The sequence below is a fragment of the Intestinimonas sp. MSJ-38 genome (assembly GCF_018917925.1).
Lineage (GTDB): Bacteria > Bacillota > Clostridia > Oscillospirales > Butyricicoccaceae > Pseudobutyricicoccus.
Genome location: NZ_JAHLPO010000015.1, coordinates 1 through 21,814, shown reverse-complemented (window position 1 = coordinate 21,814; position 21,814 = coordinate 1). Strand labels below are relative to the sequence as shown.

21 protein-coding genes are annotated in these 21,814 nt (G+C 51.1%); 16 read left to right on the top strand and 5 right to left on the bottom strand.

Annotation, left to right across the window (positions count from 1 at the left end):
* Nucleotides 1-22: 22 nt before the first annotated feature.
* From KQI26_RS10160 to KQI26_RS10150, 3 genes are all read left to right on the top strand, one after another.
* Nucleotides 23-1,759, top strand: coding sequence for a VirD4-like conjugal transfer protein, CD1115 family (locus KQI26_RS10160; protein WP_216504319.1), 1,737 nt, complete (start codon nucleotides 23-25; stop codon nucleotides 1,757-1,759).
* A gap of 17 nt (nucleotides 1,760-1,776) precedes the next feature.
* Nucleotides 1,777-2,115 carry a glutamyl-tRNA amidotransferase gene (locus tag KQI26_RS10155; protein WP_216504318.1) on the top strand — a complete coding sequence of 113 codons (339 nt, stop codon included), beginning with the start codon at nucleotides 1,777-1,779 and terminating at the stop codon, nucleotides 2,113-2,115.
* Nucleotides 2,116-2,179: 64 nt separating this feature from the next.
* Entirely contained in the window at nucleotides 2,180-3,016 is an 837-nt protein-coding gene (locus KQI26_RS10150; RefSeq protein ID WP_216504317.1) for a hypothetical protein, read from the top strand.
* Nucleotides 3,017-3,050: 34 nt separating this feature from the next.
* Here the strand turns inward: KQI26_RS10150 and KQI26_RS10145 are convergent, their stop codons facing one another.
* Nucleotides 3,051-3,422 (bottom strand): hypothetical protein, encoded by a 372-nt coding sequence (locus tag KQI26_RS10145; RefSeq protein WP_216504316.1) that lies wholly within the window; start codon nucleotides 3,420-3,422, stop codon nucleotides 3,051-3,053.
* 131 nt (nucleotides 3,423-3,553) lie between these two features.
* Between KQI26_RS10145 and KQI26_RS10140 the strand changes: the two genes are divergently transcribed.
* From KQI26_RS10140 to KQI26_RS10125, 4 genes are all read left to right on the top strand, one after another.
* Nucleotides 3,554-3,898: a PrgI family protein gene (locus KQI26_RS10140; RefSeq protein ID WP_216504315.1), complete on the top strand. Its 345-nt coding sequence runs from the start codon at nucleotides 3,554-3,556 to the stop codon at nucleotides 3,896-3,898.
* Nucleotides 3,891-6,218, top strand: coding sequence for a VirB4-like conjugal transfer ATPase, CD1110 family (locus KQI26_RS10135; RefSeq protein ID WP_216504314.1), 2,328 nt, complete (start codon nucleotides 3,891-3,893; stop codon nucleotides 6,216-6,218). The genes KQI26_RS10140 and KQI26_RS10135 overlap by 8 nt, the downstream gene beginning before the upstream one ends.
* A gap of 78 nt (nucleotides 6,219-6,296) precedes the next feature.
* Complete coding sequence (locus KQI26_RS15355) at nucleotides 6,297-8,162, top strand: C40 family peptidase (protein ID WP_253292793.1); 1,866 nt, start codon at nucleotides 6,297-6,299, stop codon at nucleotides 8,160-8,162.
* A 128-nt stretch (nucleotides 8,163-8,290) separates the two neighbouring features.
* A complete protein-coding gene (locus KQI26_RS10125) occupies nucleotides 8,291-9,145 on the top strand; it encodes a hypothetical protein (RefSeq protein ID WP_216504313.1) in 855 nt (284 codons plus the stop codon).
* Nucleotides 9,146-9,399: 254 nt separating this feature from the next.
* Here KQI26_RS10125 and KQI26_RS10120 read toward each other — a convergent pair whose 3' ends face one another.
* Entirely contained in the window at nucleotides 9,400-10,188 is a 789-nt protein-coding gene (locus KQI26_RS10120; protein ID WP_216504312.1) for a type II toxin-antitoxin system PemK/MazF family toxin, read from the bottom strand.
* A gap of 185 nt (nucleotides 10,189-10,373) precedes the next feature.
* On the opposite strand from KQI26_RS10120, the gene KQI26_RS10115 reads away from it, so the two are divergent.
* Complete coding sequence (locus KQI26_RS10115) at nucleotides 10,374-10,640, top strand: hypothetical protein (protein WP_216504311.1); 267 nt, start codon at nucleotides 10,374-10,376, stop codon at nucleotides 10,638-10,640.
* A gap of 87 nt (nucleotides 10,641-10,727) precedes the next feature.
* Here KQI26_RS10115 and KQI26_RS10110 read toward each other — a convergent pair whose 3' ends face one another.
* On the bottom strand, nucleotides 10,728-10,925 hold the full coding sequence (locus KQI26_RS10110; protein WP_253292792.1) for a helix-turn-helix transcriptional regulator: 198 nt from the start codon (nucleotides 10,923-10,925) through the stop codon (nucleotides 10,728-10,730).
* Between the two features lie 159 nt (nucleotides 10,926-11,084).
* Nucleotides 11,085-11,357, bottom strand: a complete 273-nt coding sequence (locus tag KQI26_RS10105; RefSeq protein WP_216504310.1) for a helix-turn-helix domain-containing protein — start codon at nucleotides 11,355-11,357, stop codon at nucleotides 11,085-11,087.
* Between the two features lie 158 nt (nucleotides 11,358-11,515).
* Between KQI26_RS10105 and KQI26_RS10100 the strand changes: the two genes are divergently transcribed.
* The 8 genes from KQI26_RS10100 (at nucleotide 11,516) to KQI26_RS10065 (ending at nucleotide 21,541) form a co-directional block, all read left to right on the top strand.
* The gene (locus tag KQI26_RS10100; RefSeq protein WP_216504309.1) at nucleotides 11,516-12,061 is read left to right on the top strand and encodes an SLOG family protein; all 546 of its coding nucleotides are present in this window, start codon (nucleotides 11,516-11,518) and stop codon (nucleotides 12,059-12,061) included.
* A gap of 155 nt (nucleotides 12,062-12,216) precedes the next feature.
* Complete coding sequence (locus tag KQI26_RS10095) at nucleotides 12,217-13,005, top strand: LytTR family DNA-binding domain-containing protein (RefSeq protein WP_216504308.1); 789 nt, start codon at nucleotides 12,217-12,219, stop codon at nucleotides 13,003-13,005.
* 155 nt (nucleotides 13,006-13,160) lie between these two features.
* The gene (locus KQI26_RS10090) at nucleotides 13,161-14,453 is read left to right on the top strand and encodes a sensor histidine kinase (protein ID WP_216504307.1); all 1,293 of its coding nucleotides are present in this window, start codon (nucleotides 13,161-13,163) and stop codon (nucleotides 14,451-14,453) included.
* Between the two features lie 42 nt (nucleotides 14,454-14,495).
* Nucleotides 14,496-17,558: an S-layer homology domain-containing protein gene (locus tag KQI26_RS10085; RefSeq protein ID WP_216504306.1), complete on the top strand. Its 3,063-nt coding sequence runs from the start codon at nucleotides 14,496-14,498 to the stop codon at nucleotides 17,556-17,558.
* Nucleotides 17,559-18,007: 449 nt separating this feature from the next.
* Nucleotides 18,008-18,379, top strand: a complete 372-nt coding sequence (locus KQI26_RS10080; protein ID WP_216504305.1) for a sporulation initiation factor Spo0A C-terminal domain-containing protein — start codon at nucleotides 18,008-18,010, stop codon at nucleotides 18,377-18,379.
* 558 nt (nucleotides 18,380-18,937) lie between these two features.
* Nucleotides 18,938-19,102 (top strand): transposon-encoded TnpW family protein, encoded by a 165-nt coding sequence (locus KQI26_RS10075; RefSeq protein ID WP_253292791.1) that lies wholly within the window; start codon nucleotides 18,938-18,940, stop codon nucleotides 19,100-19,102.
* A 90-nt stretch (nucleotides 19,103-19,192) separates the two neighbouring features.
* Nucleotides 19,193-20,818, top strand: coding sequence for a recombinase family protein (locus tag KQI26_RS10070; RefSeq protein WP_216504304.1), 1,626 nt, complete (start codon nucleotides 19,193-19,195; stop codon nucleotides 20,816-20,818).
* Between the two features lie 135 nt (nucleotides 20,819-20,953).
* Nucleotides 20,954-21,541, top strand: a complete 588-nt coding sequence (locus KQI26_RS10065; protein WP_253292790.1) for a TIGR01440 family protein — start codon at nucleotides 20,954-20,956, stop codon at nucleotides 21,539-21,541.
* A gap of 69 nt (nucleotides 21,542-21,610) precedes the next feature.
* Here KQI26_RS10065 and KQI26_RS10060 read toward each other — a convergent pair.
* Nucleotides 21,611-21,814 (bottom strand): IS3 family transposase (locus KQI26_RS10060; RefSeq protein WP_216503868.1); only part of this gene is annotated, 204 nt, incomplete at its 5' end.

The following is a 21,814-nucleotide window of genomic DNA, read 5'->3' as shown; positions in this document are numbered from 1 at the left end:
ATTTGCGTAAAAGGAGAACCGCATGAGACAAAATCAAGACCATAACCCGCTGCTGTGGCTGCTGCCCGTGCCGATGGTGCTTTGGCTGGCGGCACTACTGGCAACGGAGTATAAGTCCGGCATGACACTGTTCACGCTGATGGGGCGGTTTTCATGGCTGATGGAGCATCCCTTTTCCGTGCGATGGACATCGCACACAGCGAAATTCATGCTGGCGGCACTGGTGGCCTATGGCGCTGCCATCGCTCTCTACTACTCGACCCGTGAAAACCGAAGGCCGGGAGAAGAACACGGCTCTGCCAAATGGGGCAGCGCCAAGCAGCTAAATGCCAAATATCGAGACAAAGACCCGCGCAACAACACCATCCTGACGCAGAATGTCCGCATGAGCCTGAACGGCAAAATGCACCGCCGCAATCTCCTGCAAATCGTGATTGGCGGCTCCGGTGCGGGCAAAACACGCTTTTTTGTGAAGCCGAACCTGATGGAGGCAAATTGCAGCTTTCTTGTGACTGACCCGAAGGGCGAAACGCTCCGGGCCGTGGCACCGTTGCTCCTTCAAAAGGGCTATGTTATCAAGGTGTTTGACCTGATCGACCCATCTCATTCAGACAGCTTCAATGCTTTTGCCTATATCAAGGACGATAAAGATGTGATGAAACTGGTAAACAATTTCATCAAGAACACCACTCCCAAAGGCGCGCAGCAGAATGACCCGTTCTGGGAACGCTCGGAAATTGCGCTGGACACAGCCCTTATTCTGTATCTGATCCATGAAGCGCCGCCGGAGGAGCAGAACTTTGAAATGCTCATTTACATGATCGAAAACGGCGGAGCCAAAGAGGACGATGATGACTACCAATCCCCCTTAGACCTGCTGTTTGAAGCGTTGGAGGAAGAATACCCCGACCATATCGCCGTGCGGGAATATAAGATTTATAAGCAGGCAGCCGGGAAAACGGCCAAGTCCATTTTGATCTCCGCAGCTGTGCGGCTGTCCGCCTTTATCCTGCCGGAGATTCAAGACATTACCGCCAAGGATGATATGGAGCTTGAAAAAATGGGAGAACGCAAGCAGGCCGTGTTTGCCATCATCCCGGATAATGACAGCACCTTTAATTACATCGTGGGTATGCTCTACACCTGCGCCTTTCAAAGCCTTTACTATCAGGCTGACAAGGTACATCAAGGGGCGCTGCCCGTCCCCGTGCGAATGATGATGGACGAGTTTTGTAATGTATCCCTCCCGGATGATTTCGGCAAGCTGCAAGCGACCATGCGAAGCCGCAACATCATGTCCACCATCGTCCTGCAAAATATTTCCGCGCTGAAAGCCCTGTTCAAGGATGACTGGGAGGGCCTGATCGGCAACGCTGATACGCTGTTATACTTAGGAGGCAACGAGGTCAGTACCTTCAAATATATCTCTGAACTGCTGGGCAAGGAAACACTGGATACCCGGACGCGCAGTGTCTCTAAAGGACGCGGCGGCTCCAGCAGCGTGAACTACCAGCAGGCCGGGCGGGAGCTGATGACCCCGGACGAAGTACGAGCGCTGGACAATGACCACTGTATTCTGTTCATCCGCGGCGAGTTGCCGGTGATGGACAGAAAGTATGACATCCTAAAGCATCCCGGCCTGAAGTTGACGGAGGATGGCGGCGCCGCGCCGTACATCCACCGCCCCGGCCTGACCTATGCGCTGGAGGACTTGCCGTTGTCTACGGACAGCTGGGAGTCCATCGAAATTATTGAATGACTAAGGAGAATGACACCATGAAGAAGAACCGTATTCCGTCTGAAACCAACCGCCGGACTATCCGGGCCGGACGCCGCTATGGGGCGCTCGTTTTGACTATGCTGGCCTGCGCCGCCTTGACTTGCCCCGCATTGGCCGCTGACGATCCGCTCACCATTGTCGGAAACCTGTCCGATTTCATTTTTTCGATCATCAAAGCCTTGGGGGTTATCATTCTCGGCTGGGGCATTGTGCAGGTGGGAATGTCCATCCAGTCCCATGACGCCAGCCAAAGAACGCAGGGCTTTCTGTGCCTTTTCGGCGGCTTGATGATTGCTTTTGCGAAAGAAATTCTCACTGCCATCGGTGCGGTCTAACGGAAAAGGGGCAGGCCGTGGAGCCTGCCCCTTTTACTTCTCTGGAGAAATGGGGTGAAATCATTTGAATAACTGGATCGTCGGCAATCTGCAAGCGTCCTTTGATACATGGAACGAAAAGCTGACAGAGATATGGAGCCTTGTCACCACCACGCCGCAAGCCTTTCGCGGCGGTGAGATTTGGAATACTATCGTCACCATCAATGACGGTCTGAAAGCTTTTGGCTATGGCTTGCTGGTGCTGTTTTTTGCGATGAGCGTATTCCGCTCTGCCGCCAGCTTCCGCGACCTCCAGCGCCCGGAATTTGCCCTGCGGCATTTCATCCGCTTCATAGTCGCAAAGGTGGCCGTGGGAAGTGCCATGGAAATTATGACTGCCGTGTTTTCCGTGTGCGGCGGCGTGGTGCAGTCCATCATGGGCAGCATTGGCGGCATGAGCGCCGCCAGTGTGACGCTGCCGCAGGAAATTGCGGATGCTATCGAAGAAGTGGGCTTCTTTCAGTCTGTTCCCCTCTGGATGGTCACATTCTTGGGAAGCCTGTTTATTACGGTGCTGTCCTTCATCCTGATTATGACAGTTTATGGGCGCTTTTTCCGACTGTATATGTTTACGGCGCTGGCTCCGCTGCCGCTGGCCTCCTTCGCGGGAGAGGATACATCATTTATGGGAAAAGCCTTCCTGAAAAGCTATCTCGGTGTCTGCATGGAGGGCGCTATCGTGGTGTTGGCCTGCCTGATTTTTTCCGCCTTTGCCGCCAGCGGCGCGCCAATCGCGGATACTTCACTGCCCGTTGTCACGATGAGCTGGCAGTATGTGGCACAGACCATTTTCAATATGCTGATACTGGTGGCCCTTATCAAGGGCGCGGAGCGCATCGCAAAGGAGATGTTTGGGCTATAAGACAAGAAAACGGCGGGCTTCAGCCCGCCGTTTTTCAGTCCTTATATTCCGGGATGGGGACACCGTTGCACAGCTGAAAGCCGGTGATGGTGCGGCCCTCCGCATTGGCACGGTGCAGCTCATCTTTGATCTGCCGCTCAGCCAGCCGAAGCATTTGTCGTTCCTGTACCCACTCCACCACCGGGCGGAGCCAGCAGGACAGCGCCAGCAGTCCGAAAAATGCCAAAACGCCGTAGAATACAAAGGGATGTTCCGCTGTCCATTGGGGATAGATGTGCCCTACGCCCAGCCAGACCAGAATGGGCAGAAGTTGCAGGCGCAGGAGCAGGGCGAACACCAACCGGATTGCAAAGATAAACAGAACAAATGCGGCGAAAGCAAGAAGTACCTGTTGCAGGATCGTCATAGTAAAAACCTCCTTTATTTGGTACTTCTATTATCTCATACCTCAAAAATCGTGTCAAAAAATCGAAAAATTAATAGTTTCAAAGAGAAATGCGGCTCAATTTGAGACACATTTCGACAGGAGGTTTCTCTATGGAAATTAAGATACCCAAAGAAGTCCGGCAGCACAGCGAGACGATTTTTTTCGGCCTCTCCACACGGCAGTTCATCTGTGCGGTGCTGGCCGTAGGCACCGCCATCGGCACCTACTTTTTGACGAAGGGGGCTATCGGCAAGGAGACAGCCAGCTGGGTTTGCATCGTGGCCGCCGCGCCACTGGCTGTGGCCGGCTTTTTTCGCTATAACGGCCTGACCTTTGAGCAGTTCGTATGGGCGTTTATCAAGTCGCAGATTTTGTACGCGGGGCCGAGGGCGTTCCGCTCTGAAAATCTGTACTGCAAAATTCTGAGCGAAAAGGAGAAGAACATTTATGATTAAGACCCTGCTTGCCGCAGACCGCAGTGAACGGGAGCGGTTCAAAATTCCCCGGAGCGTCCAGCAGTCCATTCCCGTCCAGAGGATCTACCGGGACGGTATTTGGCAGACCGGCGGCAAATTCAGTCGAACTTGGCGTTTTGCGGATATTAACTATGCGCTGGCCTCCCGTGACGATCAACACAATATGTTCACTTCCTACTGCGGTGTACTGAACAGCCTGCCTACGGATGCCACCACGAAAATCACCATCAACAACAGGCGGTTGAATGGTGCGGACTTTCGCCGCAGTATCCTGATGCGGGAGCGCGGGGACGGTCTGGATGTGTACCGTCAGGAGTACAACCGCGTCCTGACCGACAAGGCCGCAGAAAGCAACGACCTCATTCAGGACAAGTATATCACAGTTTCGGTGGCCCGGAAGAATATTGAGGAGGCCCGCACCTTTTTCCACAGGGTTGACGCTGATCTTGGGAAGAATTTTGGACGCTTGGAGAGCGGTGCAAGGGCGCTGGATAATCAGGAACGGCTGCGTATCTTCCATGACTTCTTCCGCACCGGAGAGGAAGAACACTTCCGCTTTGACCTGAGCGATGCTATGAAGAAAGGGCACGACTTTAGGGACTACATCTGCCCGGACGGTCTGTGCTTTAAGGCAGACCATTTCGAGTTGGGCGGCAAGGTTGGCCGTGTCCTGTTCCTGCGGGACTATGCCAGCTATATTAAAGATGAAATGATCTCTAAGCTGTCTGATTTTCCGCAGAACCTCATGCTGTCCATTGACATTATCCCCATTCCCACCGATGAGGCCATCCGGGAGGTGCAGAGCCGCATCCTCGGCATCGAAGCGGATATTGCCCGGTGGCAGCAGCGCCAGAACAGCCGCAATAACTTCACGGCCAGCATCCCCTATGAACTGGAGCAGCTGCGGGCGGAGACGAAGGAGTTTCTGGACGATCTGAGTACCCGTGACCAGAGGATGATCTTTGCCAATGTGACTATCGTTCACATGGCCGACACGCTGGAGCAGTTGGATGCTGACACAGAAACGCTGCAAGCGATCGGACTGGAGCAGGCTTGTCAGTTCTCCGTCCTCCGCTACCAGCAGGAGGACGGTTTGAACACTGCTTTGCCCTATGGCCTGCGCCGTATCAAAACGACCCGTACCCTCACTACGGAATCCACCGCTGTCCTAATGCCGTTCCGTGTCCAAGAAATTCAGGACGCGGGCGGCATTTATTATGGTGTCAACGCTGTGAGCAAAAACCTCTTGATCTGCAACCGCAAGAAGCTGCTGAACCCCCACGGCTTCGTGTTGGGTGTGTCGGGCAGCGGCAAGTCCTTTTCAATGAAGGAGGCCATTACCTTTATTGCCCTGTCCACCAATGACGATATTATTATGATCGACGCCGAGCGTGAGTATGGCGAATTGACGCGGGCGCTGCAAGGGGCGGTGCTGGAAATTTCGCCATCCAGCCCGCACCACATCAACCCTCTGGATATTAACCGGGGCTATGGAGCCGGTGAGAACCCGGTGGCGATGAAGTCTGAACTGATGATGAGCATTTGCGAACAGCAGATGGGCGTCGGTCAGCTGGGGGCGTATCACAAGTCCATCATTGACCGCTGCACCGCCAATATCTACCATGACTTCATCAAAAGCGGCGGTGAAGGCCGGATACCGACCCTCCCGGACTGGCGCAACGAGGTCAAACGTCAGCCGGAGCGTGAAGCACAGGAATTGGCCCTTGCCTCTGAACTGTTCGTGGAGGGCAGCTTGAATATGTTCGCCCACGAAACCAATTTTGATATTGATAACCGTATCGTCTGCTTTGACCTCTACGAGATGGGTGAGCAGCTGAAGCCCACGGCGCTGAATGTGGTGCTGGAGACGATTCAAAACCGCGTGGCGGCAAACCGATTGGCCGGGCGGTACACATGGGTATTCGTGGACGAGGTGTATTTGTTCTTCAAATATTACTACTCTGCACAATTTCTCTACAAATGCTGGAAACGCTTTCGCAAGTACGCCGCGGCCATGACCGCAGCCACGCAGAATATCGAGGAGTGTCTGCACTCTGAAACGGCCCGCTTGATGCTGGCCAACAGTGAGTTTTTGATCCTGCTCAATCAGGCGGCCACTGACCGGGCAGAACTGGCGAAGCTGCTTCATATTTCGGAGACGCAGATGAGCCATGTGACGAATGTGGAGGCTGGCCACGGTCTTATGCGGATTGGCAGCTCCATCATCCCCTTTGTCAACGAGTTTCCCCGCGACGGTGCCCTTTATCGCCTGATGACCACAACGCCGGGGGACAAATGAGCATTGTCGAAATTTGTCTCGAATTGAGACGCATTAAGGGGGTGTACCAGATTGCCGGAATTTAAGGAGAAGCCTAAAATGGGGCAGCCCAAAAGCAAGCGTACCGCTATGCTTGATCCCCGCCACCGGGCTATGCTGCTGAAGGAGAAGTACCGCCAGCAGTTGGCGGAGCGGCAGGAACCGGAATCAGATAGCGCGGAAACGCAGGCTGTCGATGAAGTAGAGGGTGCGGCCAGCTGGGCAGTGGACACGGTGCGGAATCGTGTGGCGCAGGAAAAGCAAAAGCCGCAGATAAAGGAAAAATCGTCTACGAGTATCCCGCGTGAGCGCGAAGTAAAAGAGCGGCCTGTCACTCCGAGAGGAAATACCTCAAGATATACAACACCTGAGAGTACAGTCCGCTCGGAGACTCCTTCTGCTGAAGAAGCAAGGCCACTGGATGAAAAGCGGCAGTTTGAAGCCCGCCGACAGTTCGTAGTGGACAAGCAGAAGAACAAGCGGCTTTCGGAGCGGCGGGCTGTCCATTCTGCGGAGGAGCGGCCTGCTTTCTATGACGCAGAGTGGGAGCCGGTTTCACCGTCAAAGGCCGATACGCCGAAGCACGGCGCTTTCAAAGAGAAGAAGCGGTTTGCCGTGAACGATCATAGCAAAAGCAAGCCGGAAAAGCCACTGCCCGCTCCAAAGGTTAAGCGTACATCCTTCAAAACTGCGGCAAAGCCTATATTAGCAGCGCAGGAAACCGCTTCGCAGCAACAGATCCACCAAACTACGGCACAGGCCAAGAAGGCCGCCAAGACAGCGGTAGAGCTGTTCAAGCGGGCAGCTGGGATGCTCCGCCGTGCCGCCGCTGCCTTGATCTCCGCACTGGCCGGTTTGGTAGGCGGGAGCGTTGTCCTGGTGGCACTGGTAGTCATTATCATCATCGCGGCTGTGGCAAGTTCCCCCTTTGGGCTGTATTTTGCGGCAGAGCGTAACGCACCGGATACTGTGTCGGTAGCCGAGGCCGTGGCGCAGGTGAATATCGCCTACAACGCCAAGCTGGAGGAGTTGCAAGCCGGGGACTATGACAGCATCGACATTCAAGGGCAGGCCCCGGACTGGCCGGAGGTGCTGGCTGTCTTTGCAGCTAAAACCGCAGGCACGGATGATGGCGTGGATGTGGCCACACTGGACGCTGACCGGGTAGCCCGTCTGACCGCCGTATTCTGGGATATGACGGAGATCACCTCTTGGGTGGAGACAATAAACCATCCCGGAAGTGGAGACGATGATGGTTGGACGGAGTACATTTTGCATATCACCATCACGCCGAAAACAGCGGATGAAATGCGGACAATCTATGTATTTACGAAGTACCAGAATGAAGCCTTGGACGAGCTGTTAGCAGACCGGACCACGCTGGCTTCGCTGGCCTCCAGCCTGACCATCACCAATGCGGATGCAGAAGAAGTCCTTCAGAACCTCCCGGCAGACCTTTCCCCGGAGCGCCGGGCGGTCATCCAAAATGCTCTGATGCTTTACGGAAAAGTTTCGTATTTTTGGGGCGGGAAATCACTGGTGCTTGGCTGGGACAGCCGCTGGGGGCAGCTTCGTCAGGTCACAGCCGCAGGCAGTTCCACTACCGGCACCTATCGGCCCTACGGGTTAGATTGCAGTGGATTCGTGGATTGGGCCTTTTACAACGCCACGGGCGGCAGCTACATCATCGGACATGGCGGCGGCGCCACCATGCAGCACTCGTATTGCACTGATATTTCGTGGCCGGACGCCCAGCCCGGTGACTTGGTGTTTTACCCGGACAATTCCCATGTCGGCATTATCTGCGGCCGAGACGAGGATGGCAGTCTGCTGGTGATCCACTGTGCCAGCGGCGCGAACAATGTGGTCATTACTGGTACAAAAGGCTTTGCTTCCGTTGCACGGCCAAACTATTACGGAGAATAATCGCTGTCGAAATTCGTCTCAAATCGAGACACATTATTTCAGGCTCACGCTGCCGTACTTGGTGGCGTGAGCCTGATTTTTTGCGCGTTTGAGCCAATGATGATACCCTGCTTCTCGGAGGTGCCATCATGTTGACCTTGGATAATCTTGAAATTTTAAGCTATGGAGCCGGGACGCCCAGCACGACCTTGGTTGGAATGGCTTGTGAAAATGCCATGAGGGGCTATCCTGTCTGGCCAGAAGTCCCTATATACGATGCGGTCATTTTCTGTGATCTCCACGCGGAGCCAAGCTGGGTATATCGGCAAGCTGCGTTTGCGGCAGACTTGTGCCGCAGAGCCGGTATCCCTTTTTATAAGTTGGATGTAGACTTGTACGGAGACTATCTAAACAGATTTGGAAAAGCGCGAGTCTCCAGCATCCCGTTTTGGACATTGGGGGAAGATGGCAAGAAAGGCAGGATGCCGCGGCAGTGTACGGTAGACTACAAAATAAAGATGATAGAGCGCTTTGTTCGGTATGAGCTACTTTGTTACCGACCAAGAGAACGAACACTCTCTGTTGATAAACACGCTCACGGGCTGCACATGGGAATCATGGCCGAGGAAGTTCGTCGGGCGAAAGAAAGTAAAGCGATCTTATTTGAAAATAAGTACCCGCTTGTAGCTATGGGCTGGACACGGAGCGACTGCTATGCCTATAACAGAGAAGTATGGGGAATTGAAACGAAGGCGTCATGCTGCGTATTTTGTCCGTTCCATACAGGCTATTTTTATCAGCATATTCGGGAGCATGACCCCGCCTGCTATGCCTCTGCCTGTCAAGTGGATGAACTGATAGAGCGGTATCAAGCACATCCGCCGCTGAAAAGCCAGTTGTTCATTTCTAAGACCCACAAAAGACTGCGGGATCTGTCTGACGCAGACTGTGGCGATATGCAGACCTTCCTATATAAAGGTTCTCCGGTTTGGACGGGGTTTTAGCTGTTGTCGAAATGTGTCTCATTTTGAGCCATATTATTTTAGAAAACCCGCACTGCCTTTATTGGGTAGAGCGGGCCTGATTTTTTCATACAAAAAGATGAGAGCGGAGCATCGGATGCTCCGCTCTCGCAGTTTAAGCATAAAGTTGAGTGTCTCACTCTTTCGAGCTGACAAGATAGGTTCTTTTGCTATTTGTATTTTAGCAAAAACTCTATGCTCTGTCAATGCCTATCCGAGAATATTATATGCGGCGGTTAGTCATTTTGCCCCTGTTCTACAGCAGAAGTCTTTTCCATCTGTGCGGTCAGTTCAAGCATCTTCTGCTGTGCTGCTTCAAGGTCGGCTTGCAGGTCTTTGATTTTTTCACGCTGCTGGAGTATTTCTGCATTTTTTGCTCGCATTTGAGGCTCTGCAAAGATATATACCAGCTTCGTTCGGATGCAGTCCAGCAGATCCATTCCATCTATAAAGGTAGCTTTCCCATGAATTGCATTTTGTCGTGCAATCTCGTCTTTATCTACGATATAACTCTTTACATTACAGCGCAAGTTGCTAATGATACGGTCTTTGTGTACGGACTTGATCTGGTGGAGGTTGATGATCGTGTCCTTGGGGAACACCGTTCCATCTTTCTTCGCCTTGATGATGACTTCTTCTATATCATCGGAGAAGCAGTTGGGGCTGTCATCCGAGGTGGTCGGTGCAACAATCACAGTGTTTGCAAAATTATAGAGAACAATAGCTGGATGTGGAAAGGACAGCTCCGTTTGAATATTGCCACAGCCAAAGTCCACAAAGACCTTATCGCCCCACTTGTAGCGGTAGGCTTTCTTTTTGCTTTTGGGCGATAAGATACCATCCGCATTATAGAAATCATTCCAGAGAATAAAGGGGATGGCCTGCACATTTTGGCAGGATTGTACCAACGCATCCGTGTCTGATAGCGTAGAGGTTAAGGCTGCTGCACTATCTGGGGTATCCGTACATTTCTTGTATTTTTCAGTAGCCAAAAGCTGCCGTAATAGTTGCTTATCAATAGGCATGATCTTACCGTCCTTTGTGTTCGATGCTTGGCTTCATTATATGAAATTCAGGTTGCCGTGTAAAGCTATTTGGCCTAATTGTCGATGATTGTAGAAAAATGTGTCTCGAATTGAGACGCATTTTTGCTCTTTCATTTGGCTTCCCGGTATGCTACAATACCCATCGTGTGTGATTGGGGGTATCTATGACTTATACAGAGGAAGAAACTGCTGTTCTCTGCGGCTTTATAGGCCGGTATCTTGACCGTGCCTCGGTTTGTGAGCCTGTCCGTGCCGGCTACTCCCGCCTGTGCAAAGGACTGGAACAGAACACTTTGACCCATCAGGATTACCTATGGACAGAGCGGGCGCTGCGATTTCTGATGCCCCAATGGTGGGTAGAGCGGGAAGATCACCGTGTATTGGCATCGCTTTTACTGAAAACGCAAACACTGATTCGGACAACAAGATAATCTCAGATGGGCGGATAGCTGTATAGCTGTCCGCCTGATTCTTTTTTGGAAAGCAATAGCGACCACCAGCCCAAGAGCCAGCAGTCGCTATTTGAAAGATACCACATCATTCGGAGTGCAGCCGATGATCTTGCACAGCTTCTCCAGTGTGAGCATGGTGATATTTCCGCCCTTTTTGAGGGAATCGAGAGTGTGATTATCAATGCCGCTCTGCAAAAGCTGGTATTGCGTCACATTGTTTCGTTTCATGGTTTCCCACAGTGGCCCGTAATCGACTATCTCCATCACCACATTTCCTGCTTAATATAAAAATTATATGTGGTATTCTGAGAAAATTGTATTGTGATTATACCCACAATACAGTAAAATGAGAGATAAGTCAGATACGGAGGCTTGGCGCATAAATCGTCGAAAAATGCGTCTCAGTTTGAGACGCATTAAAAGCTATTTCGATTTTATGATCCTGTCCGGGAACACAGAGGCATTGATAAGGTCGGCGGGATCGACCTCCAGTGCATCGGCAATATCGAAGAACACATCCAGCGAGAAGCCGTGAGCCATGTTCGGCGCTTCAATCGTGCTGATGAGCGAGCGACTGACACCGGCCTTCTCGGCCAGCTTCTCCTGTGACAGACCACGCATTTTACGGAGCGCCGCAATAGCGATCCCAAGCTGTACGAAACGGTCACGATTTTTGAAGGAAACTTCTTTGCTCATGCGGTGTCCTGCCTTTCTGATGATAAGCAAATTATACGGTTTCCCAAATCTCTTTTCTGTATGTATCAGAGCGCTATTGATTTAATTAGTGAGCAATATTATAGTATAGGAAAGCACATGACGGAATCGGTGAGTTATAAGATAGAGAGGGCGCAGTTATGGAGAACTATCGTTGTGCAATCATAGGCCAGCATCCCATGCGGTTTCCGTGGGGCTTTGATGAAGAAGATACCCAATGCCGCCGGATGAAGCTGGAACTGGCACAGTGCATTATGGAACTGCGTCAATGCGGAGTGGTGGAATTTCAAGTTGCCTGTGACCCCGGCGTGGGGCTATATGCTGCTGAGATCATCCATGTGGTGCAGGAAAAAGATGAGGCCATACGCCTTGTTTGCGTGACGCCCTTTGAGGAACAGGCTACCAAGTGGACGCCGCAGCTACGTGACCGCTATTTTAATATGCTGGCGGACTGCACAGACCTTTCCTGCATTGATTATCAGGAGAAGCCCAACGCGCAGTTTTTGGCCTATCAGCGGATCATCAAACAGTCTGATATGCTGATGGCTGTATATGATCCTGACCTTGCCAGCGGCAGCGCAGAGGATAAAGCTATGGCCTATGCCCTTGCGCTGGGCAAGCCGACTTTGCTGATTCATCCCGGCACATGGAAAAAGAAGTGGCTGAATGTACCTTCTAAAATCTGAGAACGAGTAAGAACAGTGCTTCTGTTGAAAGGTGCTTCTTTCACTGATATAATAGGCGGGAAATCAGAAAAATCATGAAGCGTGGCCACGCTTCATGCCGTGGTACCACGGCATGATTGGCTTCTGGTGTTTGAAACAGGTGGGGGTATTCTTAAATGAAAATTTTAGCGGTGGATGATGAGCGTCTGGCATTACAGCTTCTAACGGATACCATTCAAAAGATATTGCCGGAAGCTGAGGTTTTCTCTTTTGGAAAGCCCCGCGAGGCGTTAAGCTGCGCGCAGAAAAATCCTTGTGACATCGCGTTTTTAGATGTGCGGATGCGCTCTATGACCGGGTTGGAGTTGGCCCGAAGGCTGAAAGATATTTACCCCAAAATCAATATTATTTTTGTGACTGGCTATAACGAATATGTTGGTGAAGCGATGCAGCTTCACGCCAGCGGTTATATTGAAAAGCCTGCGACAGAGGAAAAGATACGACAGGAATTGGAGGATCTTCGTCACCCTATTGAGCGGCAACATCCCGCAGCATTACTGCGCGTAATTTGCTTCGGCAATTTTGAGGTTTACGCTTCAGATGGGAAACTTGTCCATTTTGACCGTGCCAAAGCGAAAGAGTGTTTTGCATATCTGATTAGTCGATGTGGGACATCGTGCAGTATTCGGGATATTGCCAGCGTCCTTTTTGAAGATCAGCCCTATGACATAAAGCAATCGGCTTACACAAGAACAATCCTCGCCAGCATGACAAAAACGCTGAACAATATTGGTGCAGAGGCGGTGCTTGATAAGAGCTATAATTCTGTCTCTCTGAATACAAAACAGATTGATTGTGATTACTACCGCTTTTTAGACGGTGAAATCGCCGCTGTCAATCATTATCAAGGAGAGTTTATGGCACAATACTCATGGGCGGAATTTATTACGGGCCGTATGGGATAGAATCCCCAATTAGATAAAAGCGCTACTGTCCATGTGGCAGCAGCGCTTTTACTGTGTGTCGAAATAAAAAATTTTCGTCTCCGTCGAAAATCGGCGTTATTTGTTGCGCTTTTGTTGCGGTCACTTTTATATACTATCCCAAGGAGGTCGATGCCATGACCGACACATTAAAATATATCAACCTGGCGATGGAAAGCTGGGGGCTTTTGTTCTGCCTATTGGCTGTGACAATTCTGCTGATAGCAACGCACATTGACCGCAAGACCAAACGGTATTTCCTTGCGATATTCTCTTTTCTGTTTTTAGACCTGCTTGCCAATATGGGCGGACTATTATTACGGGGACGGAGCGATGCAGTCGGCAGATTCTTTTTGCGCTTCGCAAATTTCAACGAGTATTTCTGGGGTGATGCTCTGACGTTGGTGCTGACCTTGTATCTCCTCTACCTGATCGACCGCAGAGAAAAGAAGCTGACGCGAATTTGGCATAGAGCGGCATGGACGATTTTTGCCGCAGCAGTCGCACTATTGGTCATCACGCAGTTTACCGGTCTGTTCTATTCTGTGGACGCAGGCGGCATCTATCACCGCGGGCCGCTGTTCTGGCTGTCACAGGCGATTGCGATCGGAACGCTGGTGATGGATATTGTTCTGATCGTCTGCTACCGGGAACGGCTGAGCCGGGCGGAGCGAATCAGCTTCTGCGTGTATGTCTGCGTACCCATTGTGGCGATTTTCATGCAGCTGTTTTTCTACGGTGTGTATTTCCTGCTGCTGTCGTCCACATTGGCGGCAGTATTTATGCTGGGAGCCATCATTCTTGACCAGACGGAGCAATATTACCGCACGGAACAGGAACTGGCACAAATGCGCTCGGCGCTGGTACTCTCGCAGGTGCAGCCCCATTTCCTTTATAACTCATTGACCGCCATCGCCGCCCTGTGTGAACACGCACCGGCAGAGGCAAAAGAGGCCACACTGGCCTTTGCGGAATATCTCCGCACGAATATGAACGCGCTGAACGCAAAAGGAACGGTGCCTTTCGCCACGGAACTCAAGCACATTGAAACCTATCTCTATCTGGAGCAGCTTCGTTTTGGTGAAGATCTCTTAGTGGATATGGACATTGAGGTGACGGACTTTTCTCTGCCTGCCCTGACCATTCAGCCGTTGGTGGAAAATGCGGTGAAGTGGGGTGTGTGTCAGGACGAGGACGGAGGAATGGTGAAGCTCACTACCCGCGAAACGCCGCTGGGCGTGGAAGTCACCGTTTCTGATGATGGTGTCGGGTTTGACCCGGAACACCTGCCGCAGGACGGGAAAGACCACCTCGGCTTGCAGCTTGTCCGTGACCGTCTGAAAATGGTCTGCGGCGCAAAGCTGACGGTGGAGAGCAAAATCGGACAAGGTACGGTGGTGCGGGTATTTATCCCGCGCAACCTTGATTAACTTGTAAAAATGTGCAAAGCACACGAAATAAGGAGGATAAACATGAAACAAAGCGCATGGAATCGGGCGTTGTCGCTGGTGATGAGCGTTGTGATGCTCGTTAGCCTACTCTGCGTCCCAGCACTGGCGGATAATGAAGGGGCAGAAGCTCCAACGGAGCCAGAGGTACAAGATATTACTCAAACCGGACTTGACCTCACCACGCCGCCAACTGAGGAAACCACCTATAGAGCAGGTGAGGGTACTATCACTTTTACTCCGGCAAGCGAAGGTGTGCCCGGTATAATTACATTCAATAATGCTGCGTTAATTGGCGCAGGCAAGGATGTAGATTATAAAACGGCAATTTTGTTCCCCGTACAGGGCGAATATAATGTGGTACTGAATGGACAAAATACAATTAGTGGTTTTTACAAGGTATCCACAAATGCCAGTGGTGCCGGTAATTTGAAAGTCACATTTTCTGGCGATGGGCAGTTGGCTGTTTCTGATTGTAATTTCTTCATCAATTCGTGGGAAGAAATTGTGTTTGATGGAGCAAATATTACATCAGATACTGAGTACGGCTCTATTGTTATCAGCAAAAATGTTCAAATCATCAACGGCTCTAAAGTCAAACTTTATGTGCGCTATGATGAGTCTGACGATTATAGCAATATCATGGCAGGAAATGTAGAAATATTCAACAGCAATGTCACGATGGAAACAGGCAGTGACTGCGGTATCTACAATTATTTAGGTACAAATGGAATCAAGATTATCGGGAGTACTGTCAACATCGTAGCAGGCTCCAACGGATATGCTGGATTGCTTTCCAACAATTCTGGCGATATTGTGATTGACAACTCCAATGTCAATATTTCCGGTTCTGGTCGCGGTATTTGGGCGAATAAGAACAATGTTGAAATCTTGGGTAATTCTACAGTGCAGATTACCGCTGACGCACACGGTATCCGACTGGATAATGGCACAGTGAAATTTGCAGGAACTTCCACGACAACAATCCATTCTGAATCGAATGGTCTGCGCGTGAAAAATAGTCCCATGATTAAGGACAAGGCAAGCGTGGAAATCACTGCAAACAGCCATGTCTGTGAAGCACAAAATAGTGATGGCGAAGCAGTTTACGCTGTCTCCCCTGATTTTTCTGAGTATGATGCCTTTGGTTACACGGCTGTATCCAATACCGAAGCAGCTGCGGCGGGCGCTTCGGCGTGGGATGGCACAACCGGGCTGGATCGTTATAAGTATTTCAAAGTAGGCCCGACCCTCCCGCTCAATGTTACATTTGACCTTGGATATGACGGCGTTGCGCCAGACAAGCAAATATTGAAAGCGGGCGATGAGGTCACGGCTCCGGATACACCCGTCCGTGAAGGCTATCTTTTCACAGGCTGGTACAGTGATGCCGATTTTAAGATAGCGTGGAATTTCGGCACAGATACCGTCACCGAAGATATGACGCTCTATGCCAAGTGGATCTCTGCCGATGCTGCGGCCTACACTGTCAGCGGCGCGGTCAAGGGTAATGATGGAGAAAACCTATCCGGCGCGATTGTGAAGCTGATGCAGGGTGACTCCATTGTTGCTTCTGTTACCACCGATGCGGATGGTGCATTTACCTTTGCCAATCTTTCGGCTGGTAATTACAACATTTCTGCCGAAAAGGATAATCGCGGCGTTACGAATGAAATCGTCGTTTCCAATGATACGAATGATGTCATTCTGCATCTCCCTGCGGGGAATATCAAAACCGAGGTCAAGGTAAACGAGAATACGCCGAGTGCTACGGTTTCCGGTCTGGATGCTCTGGCCGAGGTCTATGCACCGACCAATACCGATGTTGTTCGTATCGTGCTGAATGTTGCAGGTAAGGAAGAAACCGCACTCCCGGAGGAAACTGTTTCTGCGATCAAGAACCTTTCCGGCAGCGAAACCCTGTCTTATCTGGATATGGACATTGAGCGGTATGTGAACGGAACAAAGGTTGAAAATATCACGGATACTGGCGATCATGTTCAATCTATCACCATCGACTTTGATACCGCACGCAAGAACATCTCCGTCTATCGCGTACATGACGGTACGGCTGCCAAGCTGACCGCAGCAGGCAGCACCCCAGCAGATGGTACTTATCGCGTGAATGACAACTCCATCACCATTTACGCCACCAAGTTCTCCACCTACGCCATCGGCTACACTACCAAGAGCAGCGGCGGCCATAGTTCCTCCAGCGGCTCCGCAACCACCTATCCCGTCGATGTGAAATCCGTAACCAACGGCACCATCAAGGCGGACAAGTCCTCTGCGGCCAAGGACAGCACCGTGACTATCACCGTCACCCCAGATAAGGGCTATGAGTTGGGCAAGCTGACTGTGACCGATAAGAACGGCAAGACCATTTCTGTCACCGCCAAGGGCAACGGTCAGTACACCTTCACCATGCCCGCAAGCGGCGTCACCGTCACAGCTTCTTTCGTGGAAACCGACTGGAACCTCGCTTATCGGAATTGCCCGAAGGACAGCACTTGCCCCATCTGGCCGTTCACTGACGCTAAGACCACAGACTGGTATCATGATGGCGTTCACTTCTGCCTTGAAAACGGCCTGATGGTCGGTTACGGCAACAACATCTTCCAGCCCGACGCCGGAACTACCCGCGCCATGATTGCGGTCATGCTGTGGCGTCTGAACGGCAGCCCCATTGTGAACTATGCCATGAATTTTGAAGATGTGAAGGCTGACGCATGGTACACCGAGGCTATCCGCTGGGCAGCGTCCGAGGGCGTGGCAGCGGGCTATGGCAACGGCAAGTTTGGCCCGGATGATGCTATGACCCGTGAGCAGATGGTCACGATCCTGTGGCGCTATGCCCAGTACAAGGGCTACGATGTCAGCGTAGGCGAGGATACTAACATCCTCTCCTATGACGATGCGACCACCGTGGCGCAGTACGCCATTCCCGCCATGCAGTGGGCCTGCGGCTCCGGCATGGTGGCCGGCAAGACGCAGGGCAGCGGCATGATCCTTGATCCCAAGGGCAGCACCACACGCGCTCAGATGGCAACCATGATGATGCGCTTCTGCGCGGAGATCGTGAAGTAATTTTGCTTCATTAAAACAAAACTGCGCGAACAAAGGGGAACGCAGCAAATCGTTTAGAACCGCAAGGCGGCTCCTCGTTGGAGTTGCCTTGCGGTTTTTCTATAATATCGTCCAAAAGTTCAAAATTCGACTGCAATCGAGCAAAATCAGACGATTACCGCAGGGCATTGTAGAGCGATTATATGACACAAAACGGCATTTATCGTGTATGATTTACTTAACGGAGGACACGGATGTTTACAAGAAATTTCGGCCTGACGACCATTCACACAACGCTCCCCCGCCATCTCACTTTCACAGTGAAAACAGAAAATTGGGGTATTCCTAACGGCTGGATTTAGTTCCGGCATAGCAGAGGTCTTGTGCCAAGACCTACCGCTGGCCGAGAGGCCCGCCCCCTGCTGCCCTTTCTCTGTTCTTATCCTAATTTCTAACAGGAGGGGTATCAAATGCCTTTAGTTTATTATGTGCCTGAGTATGAACGAGACGCTTCGCAGACGCCGCTGACCGCAGAGCGGCTGCTGCGTCTCCTCGGCTTGAGCGGCAAGCTGACGGGATTCCGCTATGCGGTCTACATGGTGGAGCAAGTTCGGGATCAGCCGGAGAATATGATTCTTATTACCAAGCGCCTCTATGCACAAACGGCGGCGCATTTTCAGACCACGCCCAGTTGCGTCGAGCGCAATCTCCGCACGCTCATTCAGAGCTGTTGGAATTACCCAGACCACAGCTTCTTGAACCTGATTGCCGGGGCTGAACTGCGACAGCCGCCGACCAATTCCCAGTTCATCGACATTCTGGCCGCTTACCTGAGAAACTGACCGACAGGGAGAAAGGCGGCGCACTGCCGCCTTTCTCTTTTGCCTGCCGCCGGAAATGTGGCTCAATTTGAGACAGATTTCGACACTCGCCATTCGGCACGGATGTACCGGTAGCGGTACACCCGTGCGGGCTGGCGACAGTCCGAGAATTGAATAGGTCTATTGGATACATCCGATATGCGCCCGAAAGGAAAGCCGTGCGGGATTGAGCAGGCCATGATCCCAACTAAGAAAGGAGGTATAGGGGGAGCAGCCTTCCGCGCACAAACAAGCCGTGGCTGGCTTGGGGCGATGACCCGCATATCGGGGAGATACGATTGTCCAGCCTTAGTCCGAGCGTTGAAGCGGCCTTGACAGGCCGTGAGCCGTCGCAGGCAAAGGGGGCAACCTGTGAGAACCGCAGGGGGTGAAATTCCCGTGTAAGGTGTGCCAGCACCGTCCAATATGTTCCTGAAATGTACCTGCCAACAAACAAAACTACATCAAAGGCCGCGCCTGCATGAGGGCGCGGTTTTTGTCGATTTTAGACCATTCAAAAAATGCGCGAGGGGTGACAACATGGATAAGAAAGCAGAGCAGCCTATGCAGATGGAAAAGAAGATTGGTAACACTACTTATATCGTCACCTCTCATTTCCCCAGTGAGGGCAGTACAGCCGTTGATAAAATCAAGCGTCTGATCGACATGGATACCAAAACGACAAAATACGGCAAAAAAGTTTGATTTTTTGACCGTATCATTGGAGTCTGGTATAATATTATTGACCTGATAAGCGTTTTTATCAACCTTGGCGGCTGTCGGAACGGAGGGAATATGATTAGACAGTCCAAACAATTCACGGCGTTTTATTGCAGATTATCCCGTGATGATGATAACGAGGGCGACAGCAACAGCATCCAGCACCAAAAACAGATTTTAGAGAAATACGCGAAAGACCACGGCATCCCCAACTATAGGTTCTATGTGGACGATGGTTACAGCGGCACGAACTTCAACCGCCCCGGTTTTCAAGAGATGCTGGCTGATATTGAAGCAGGATATGTTGATTGCGTGATCGTCAAAGATATGTCCCGCTTTGGGCGAAACTATTTGGAAGTCGGAATGTACACGGAGATCATGTTCCCCGATAAGGATGTCCGTTTTATCGCCATCAATGACGGTGTAGACAGTGAGCGGGATGATAACGATTTTACACCATTTCGGAACATCATCAACGAGTGGTATGCCAAAGATACCAGTAAGAAAATCCGCGCAGTTTTCCGCGCAAAAGGCTTGTCCGGGAAACGCTTGTCCACACAAATTCCCTATGGGTACTTAAAAGGCGAGAATGGACAACTCATTGAGGACATGGAGACTGCACCGGTAGTACGACTGATTTTTCGGTTGGCCGTTGAGGGGAATGGCCCCGGCAAGATTGCCCGTATCCTGCGTGAAAAGCAAATAGTAACACCCGGTACGCTGGAATTTCAGCGTACCGGGCGGACAAGCCGTTACAATCCTGAATTTCCTTATCAGTGGCATGAGAGTACCGTAGTAAATATCTTAGAGCAAAAGGACTATCTGGGAAATACCTACAATTTCAAGACCACAAAAAAGTCCTACAAAAGCAAGAAAGTCATCCGCAATCCAGAAGAAAAGCAGGCTGTTTTTGAGAATACCCATGTTGCCTTAATAGATCAAGAGACATGGGACTTGGTTCAAAAAGCCAGACAAAGCAGACGACGCCCCACCAAGATGGGCGATATGGGAATGTTCTCCGGGATGGTGTATTGTGCTGATTGCGGGAATAAACTCCACCTGTGCCGAACTAAATCGTGGGATAGAAGTTTAGACAATTATGTGTGCGGCACTTATAAGCGTAGACGCGGTGAGTGCAGCGCACATTATATCCGCTCCACGGTGCTGGAGACACTGGTATTGGATAATCTGCGAAAGGTCATCGCTTATGTCAGAGATTACGAAGATGATTTTGTACGGCAAGTTACAGAAAATAAAGCGGCTGAGCAGATGCAAATGCTGTCCGCTTCCAAGCGTCAGTTGGAGCAGCAGACACGGCGTATCGCGGAAATCGACAGCATTATAAAACGGCTCTATGAGGACAATCTGAGCGGCAAGCTGTCCGACAGCCGCTTTTCCAAAATGAATGCGGATTATGAAAAAGAACAGCAGGAATTGGAGTCCACTTATGCGGAACTAAAGAAAACGGTAGATGCTTTTGAGGAAAAGGCCCTGAATATCAAGAGCTTCTTGAAGTGTGTGCGGAAGTACACTGAACCATCTGAACTGACACCGGATATACTCCATGAACTGGTTGAAAAAATCATCGTTTATGCGCCTGACAAGTCCAGCGGACACCGCACTCAGCAAATCGACATTTACTATAACTTCGTAGGGAAAATTCCACTGTCCCAAGAAGTCGCAACAAAAGAAACAGCGTGATATGCCGTAGCACATCACGCCGTTTACCCCCGGAGTATAAAAACTTCTTTATCAGTACACTCCTTCAGGCCGCTGTTTTTTTTGTTCTTAGGGGCGTATACATTTTTCACTTCTCGTGGTATACTGAGGAAAAATATGATTGGGGATTTTATCCCCCAGGAGGTCTTTGTCATGTATGAGGAGATCACCGGTCAGGCCAGACAGGCCGTTACCGAACTTTTGGAGCGGGCCCGCCTGGAGCCGGGAGATATTTTTGTGGTAGGCTGCTCGTCCAGCGAAGTGGGCGGCCATCGGATCGGTTCCGATTCCAGCCCGGAAGTGGCCCAGGCCATTCTGGATGGCATCTATCCTATCTTGAAGGAAAAGGGCATTTATCTGGCTGCCCAGTGCTGCGAGCATCTGAACCGGGCCATCGTCCTGGAAAAAGAAGCGGCCCGGGCCTATGGCCTGGTACCGGTGAATGTGGTGCCTCAGCCCAAAGCAGGCGGCAGCTTTGCCACCGCTGCATACAAGGCCTTTTCTCACCCGGTGATGGTGGAACATGTGAAGGCCGCCGCTGGTATTGACATCGGCGGTACACTCATCGGGATGCACCTGCGGGAGGTGGCAGTCCCCACCCGCCTTTCCATCAAACAGATCGGAGAAGCCAATATCATCTGTGCCCGCACCCGTCCCAAATTCATCGGCGGTCAGCGTGCCCATTACGACGAATCCCAAATGTAACAAAAAAGGTTCCCACAGCTCAATGAAGTGACCCCAAAAAATTAGACAATATTCTGAAGTAAAAATTGTTCAAGCAGCCGAAAGGGCTTGCTGTCTGTGAATTGCAGGCGGCAAGCCCTTTAGCTTTGCCTTAATCCTGCGGTTGTTGTAGTAGTCCAGATACTCAATGAGCTCCTGTTTGAAGTGCTCCATGGACTGAAATTCCTGCAGATACAATAGCTCACTTTTGAGCAGCCCAAAGAAGTTTTCTATCACAGCATTGTCCAGACAGTT

Coding starts and splice junctions, on each gene's coding strand:
- KQI26_RS10085 (WP_216504306.1), top strand. CDS start 14,496: ATGAAACAAAGCGCATGGAATCGGGCGTTGTCGCTGGTGATGAGCGTT.
- KQI26_RS10115 (WP_216504311.1), top strand. CDS start 10,374: ATGACTTATACAGAGGAAGAAACTGCTGTTCTCTGCGGCTTTATAGGC.
- KQI26_RS10090 (WP_216504307.1), top strand. CDS start 13,161: ATGACCGACACATTAAAATATATCAACCTGGCGATGGAAAGCTGGGGG.
- KQI26_RS10140 (WP_216504315.1), top strand. CDS start 3,554: ATGGAAATTAAGATACCCAAAGAAGTCCGGCAGCACAGCGAGACGATT.
- KQI26_RS10105 (WP_216504310.1), bottom strand. CDS start 11,357: ATGAGCAAAGAAGTTTCCTTCAAAAATCGTGACCGTTTCGTACAGCTT.
- KQI26_RS10080 (WP_216504305.1), top strand. CDS start 18,008: ATGCCTTTAGTTTATTATGTGCCTGAGTATGAACGAGACGCTTCGCAG.
- KQI26_RS10135 (WP_216504314.1), top strand. CDS start 3,891: ATGATTAAGACCCTGCTTGCCGCAGACCGCAGTGAACGGGAGCGGTTC.
- KQI26_RS10070 (WP_216504304.1), top strand. CDS start 19,193: ATGATTAGACAGTCCAAACAATTCACGGCGTTTTATTGCAGATTATCC.
- KQI26_RS10065 (WP_253292790.1), top strand. CDS start 20,954: ATGATTGGGGATTTTATCCCCCAGGAGGTCTTTGTCATGTATGAGGAG.
- KQI26_RS10155 (WP_216504318.1), top strand. CDS start 1,777: ATGAAGAAGAACCGTATTCCGTCTGAAACCAACCGCCGGACTATCCGG.
- KQI26_RS10095 (WP_216504308.1), top strand. CDS start 12,217: ATGAAAATTTTAGCGGTGGATGATGAGCGTCTGGCATTACAGCTTCTA.
- KQI26_RS10145 (WP_216504316.1), bottom strand. CDS start 3,422: ATGACGATCCTGCAACAGGTACTTCTTGCTTTCGCCGCATTTGTTCTG.
- KQI26_RS10125 (WP_216504313.1), top strand. CDS start 8,291: ATGTTGACCTTGGATAATCTTGAAATTTTAAGCTATGGAGCCGGGACG.
- KQI26_RS10110 (WP_253292792.1), bottom strand. CDS start 10,925: ATGGAGATAGTCGATTACGGGCCACTGTGGGAAACCATGAAACGAAAC.
- KQI26_RS10075 (WP_253292791.1), top strand. CDS start 18,938: ATGGATAAGAAAGCAGAGCAGCCTATGCAGATGGAAAAGAAGATTGGT.
- KQI26_RS10100 (WP_216504309.1), top strand. CDS start 11,516: ATGGAGAACTATCGTTGTGCAATCATAGGCCAGCATCCCATGCGGTTT.
- KQI26_RS10160 (WP_216504319.1), top strand. CDS start 23: ATGAGACAAAATCAAGACCATAACCCGCTGCTGTGGCTGCTGCCCGTG.
- KQI26_RS15355 (WP_253292793.1), top strand. CDS start 6,297: ATGGGGCAGCCCAAAAGCAAGCGTACCGCTATGCTTGATCCCCGCCAC.
- KQI26_RS10120 (WP_216504312.1), bottom strand. CDS start 10,188: ATGCCTATTGATAAGCAACTATTACGGCAGCTTTTGGCTACTGAAAAA.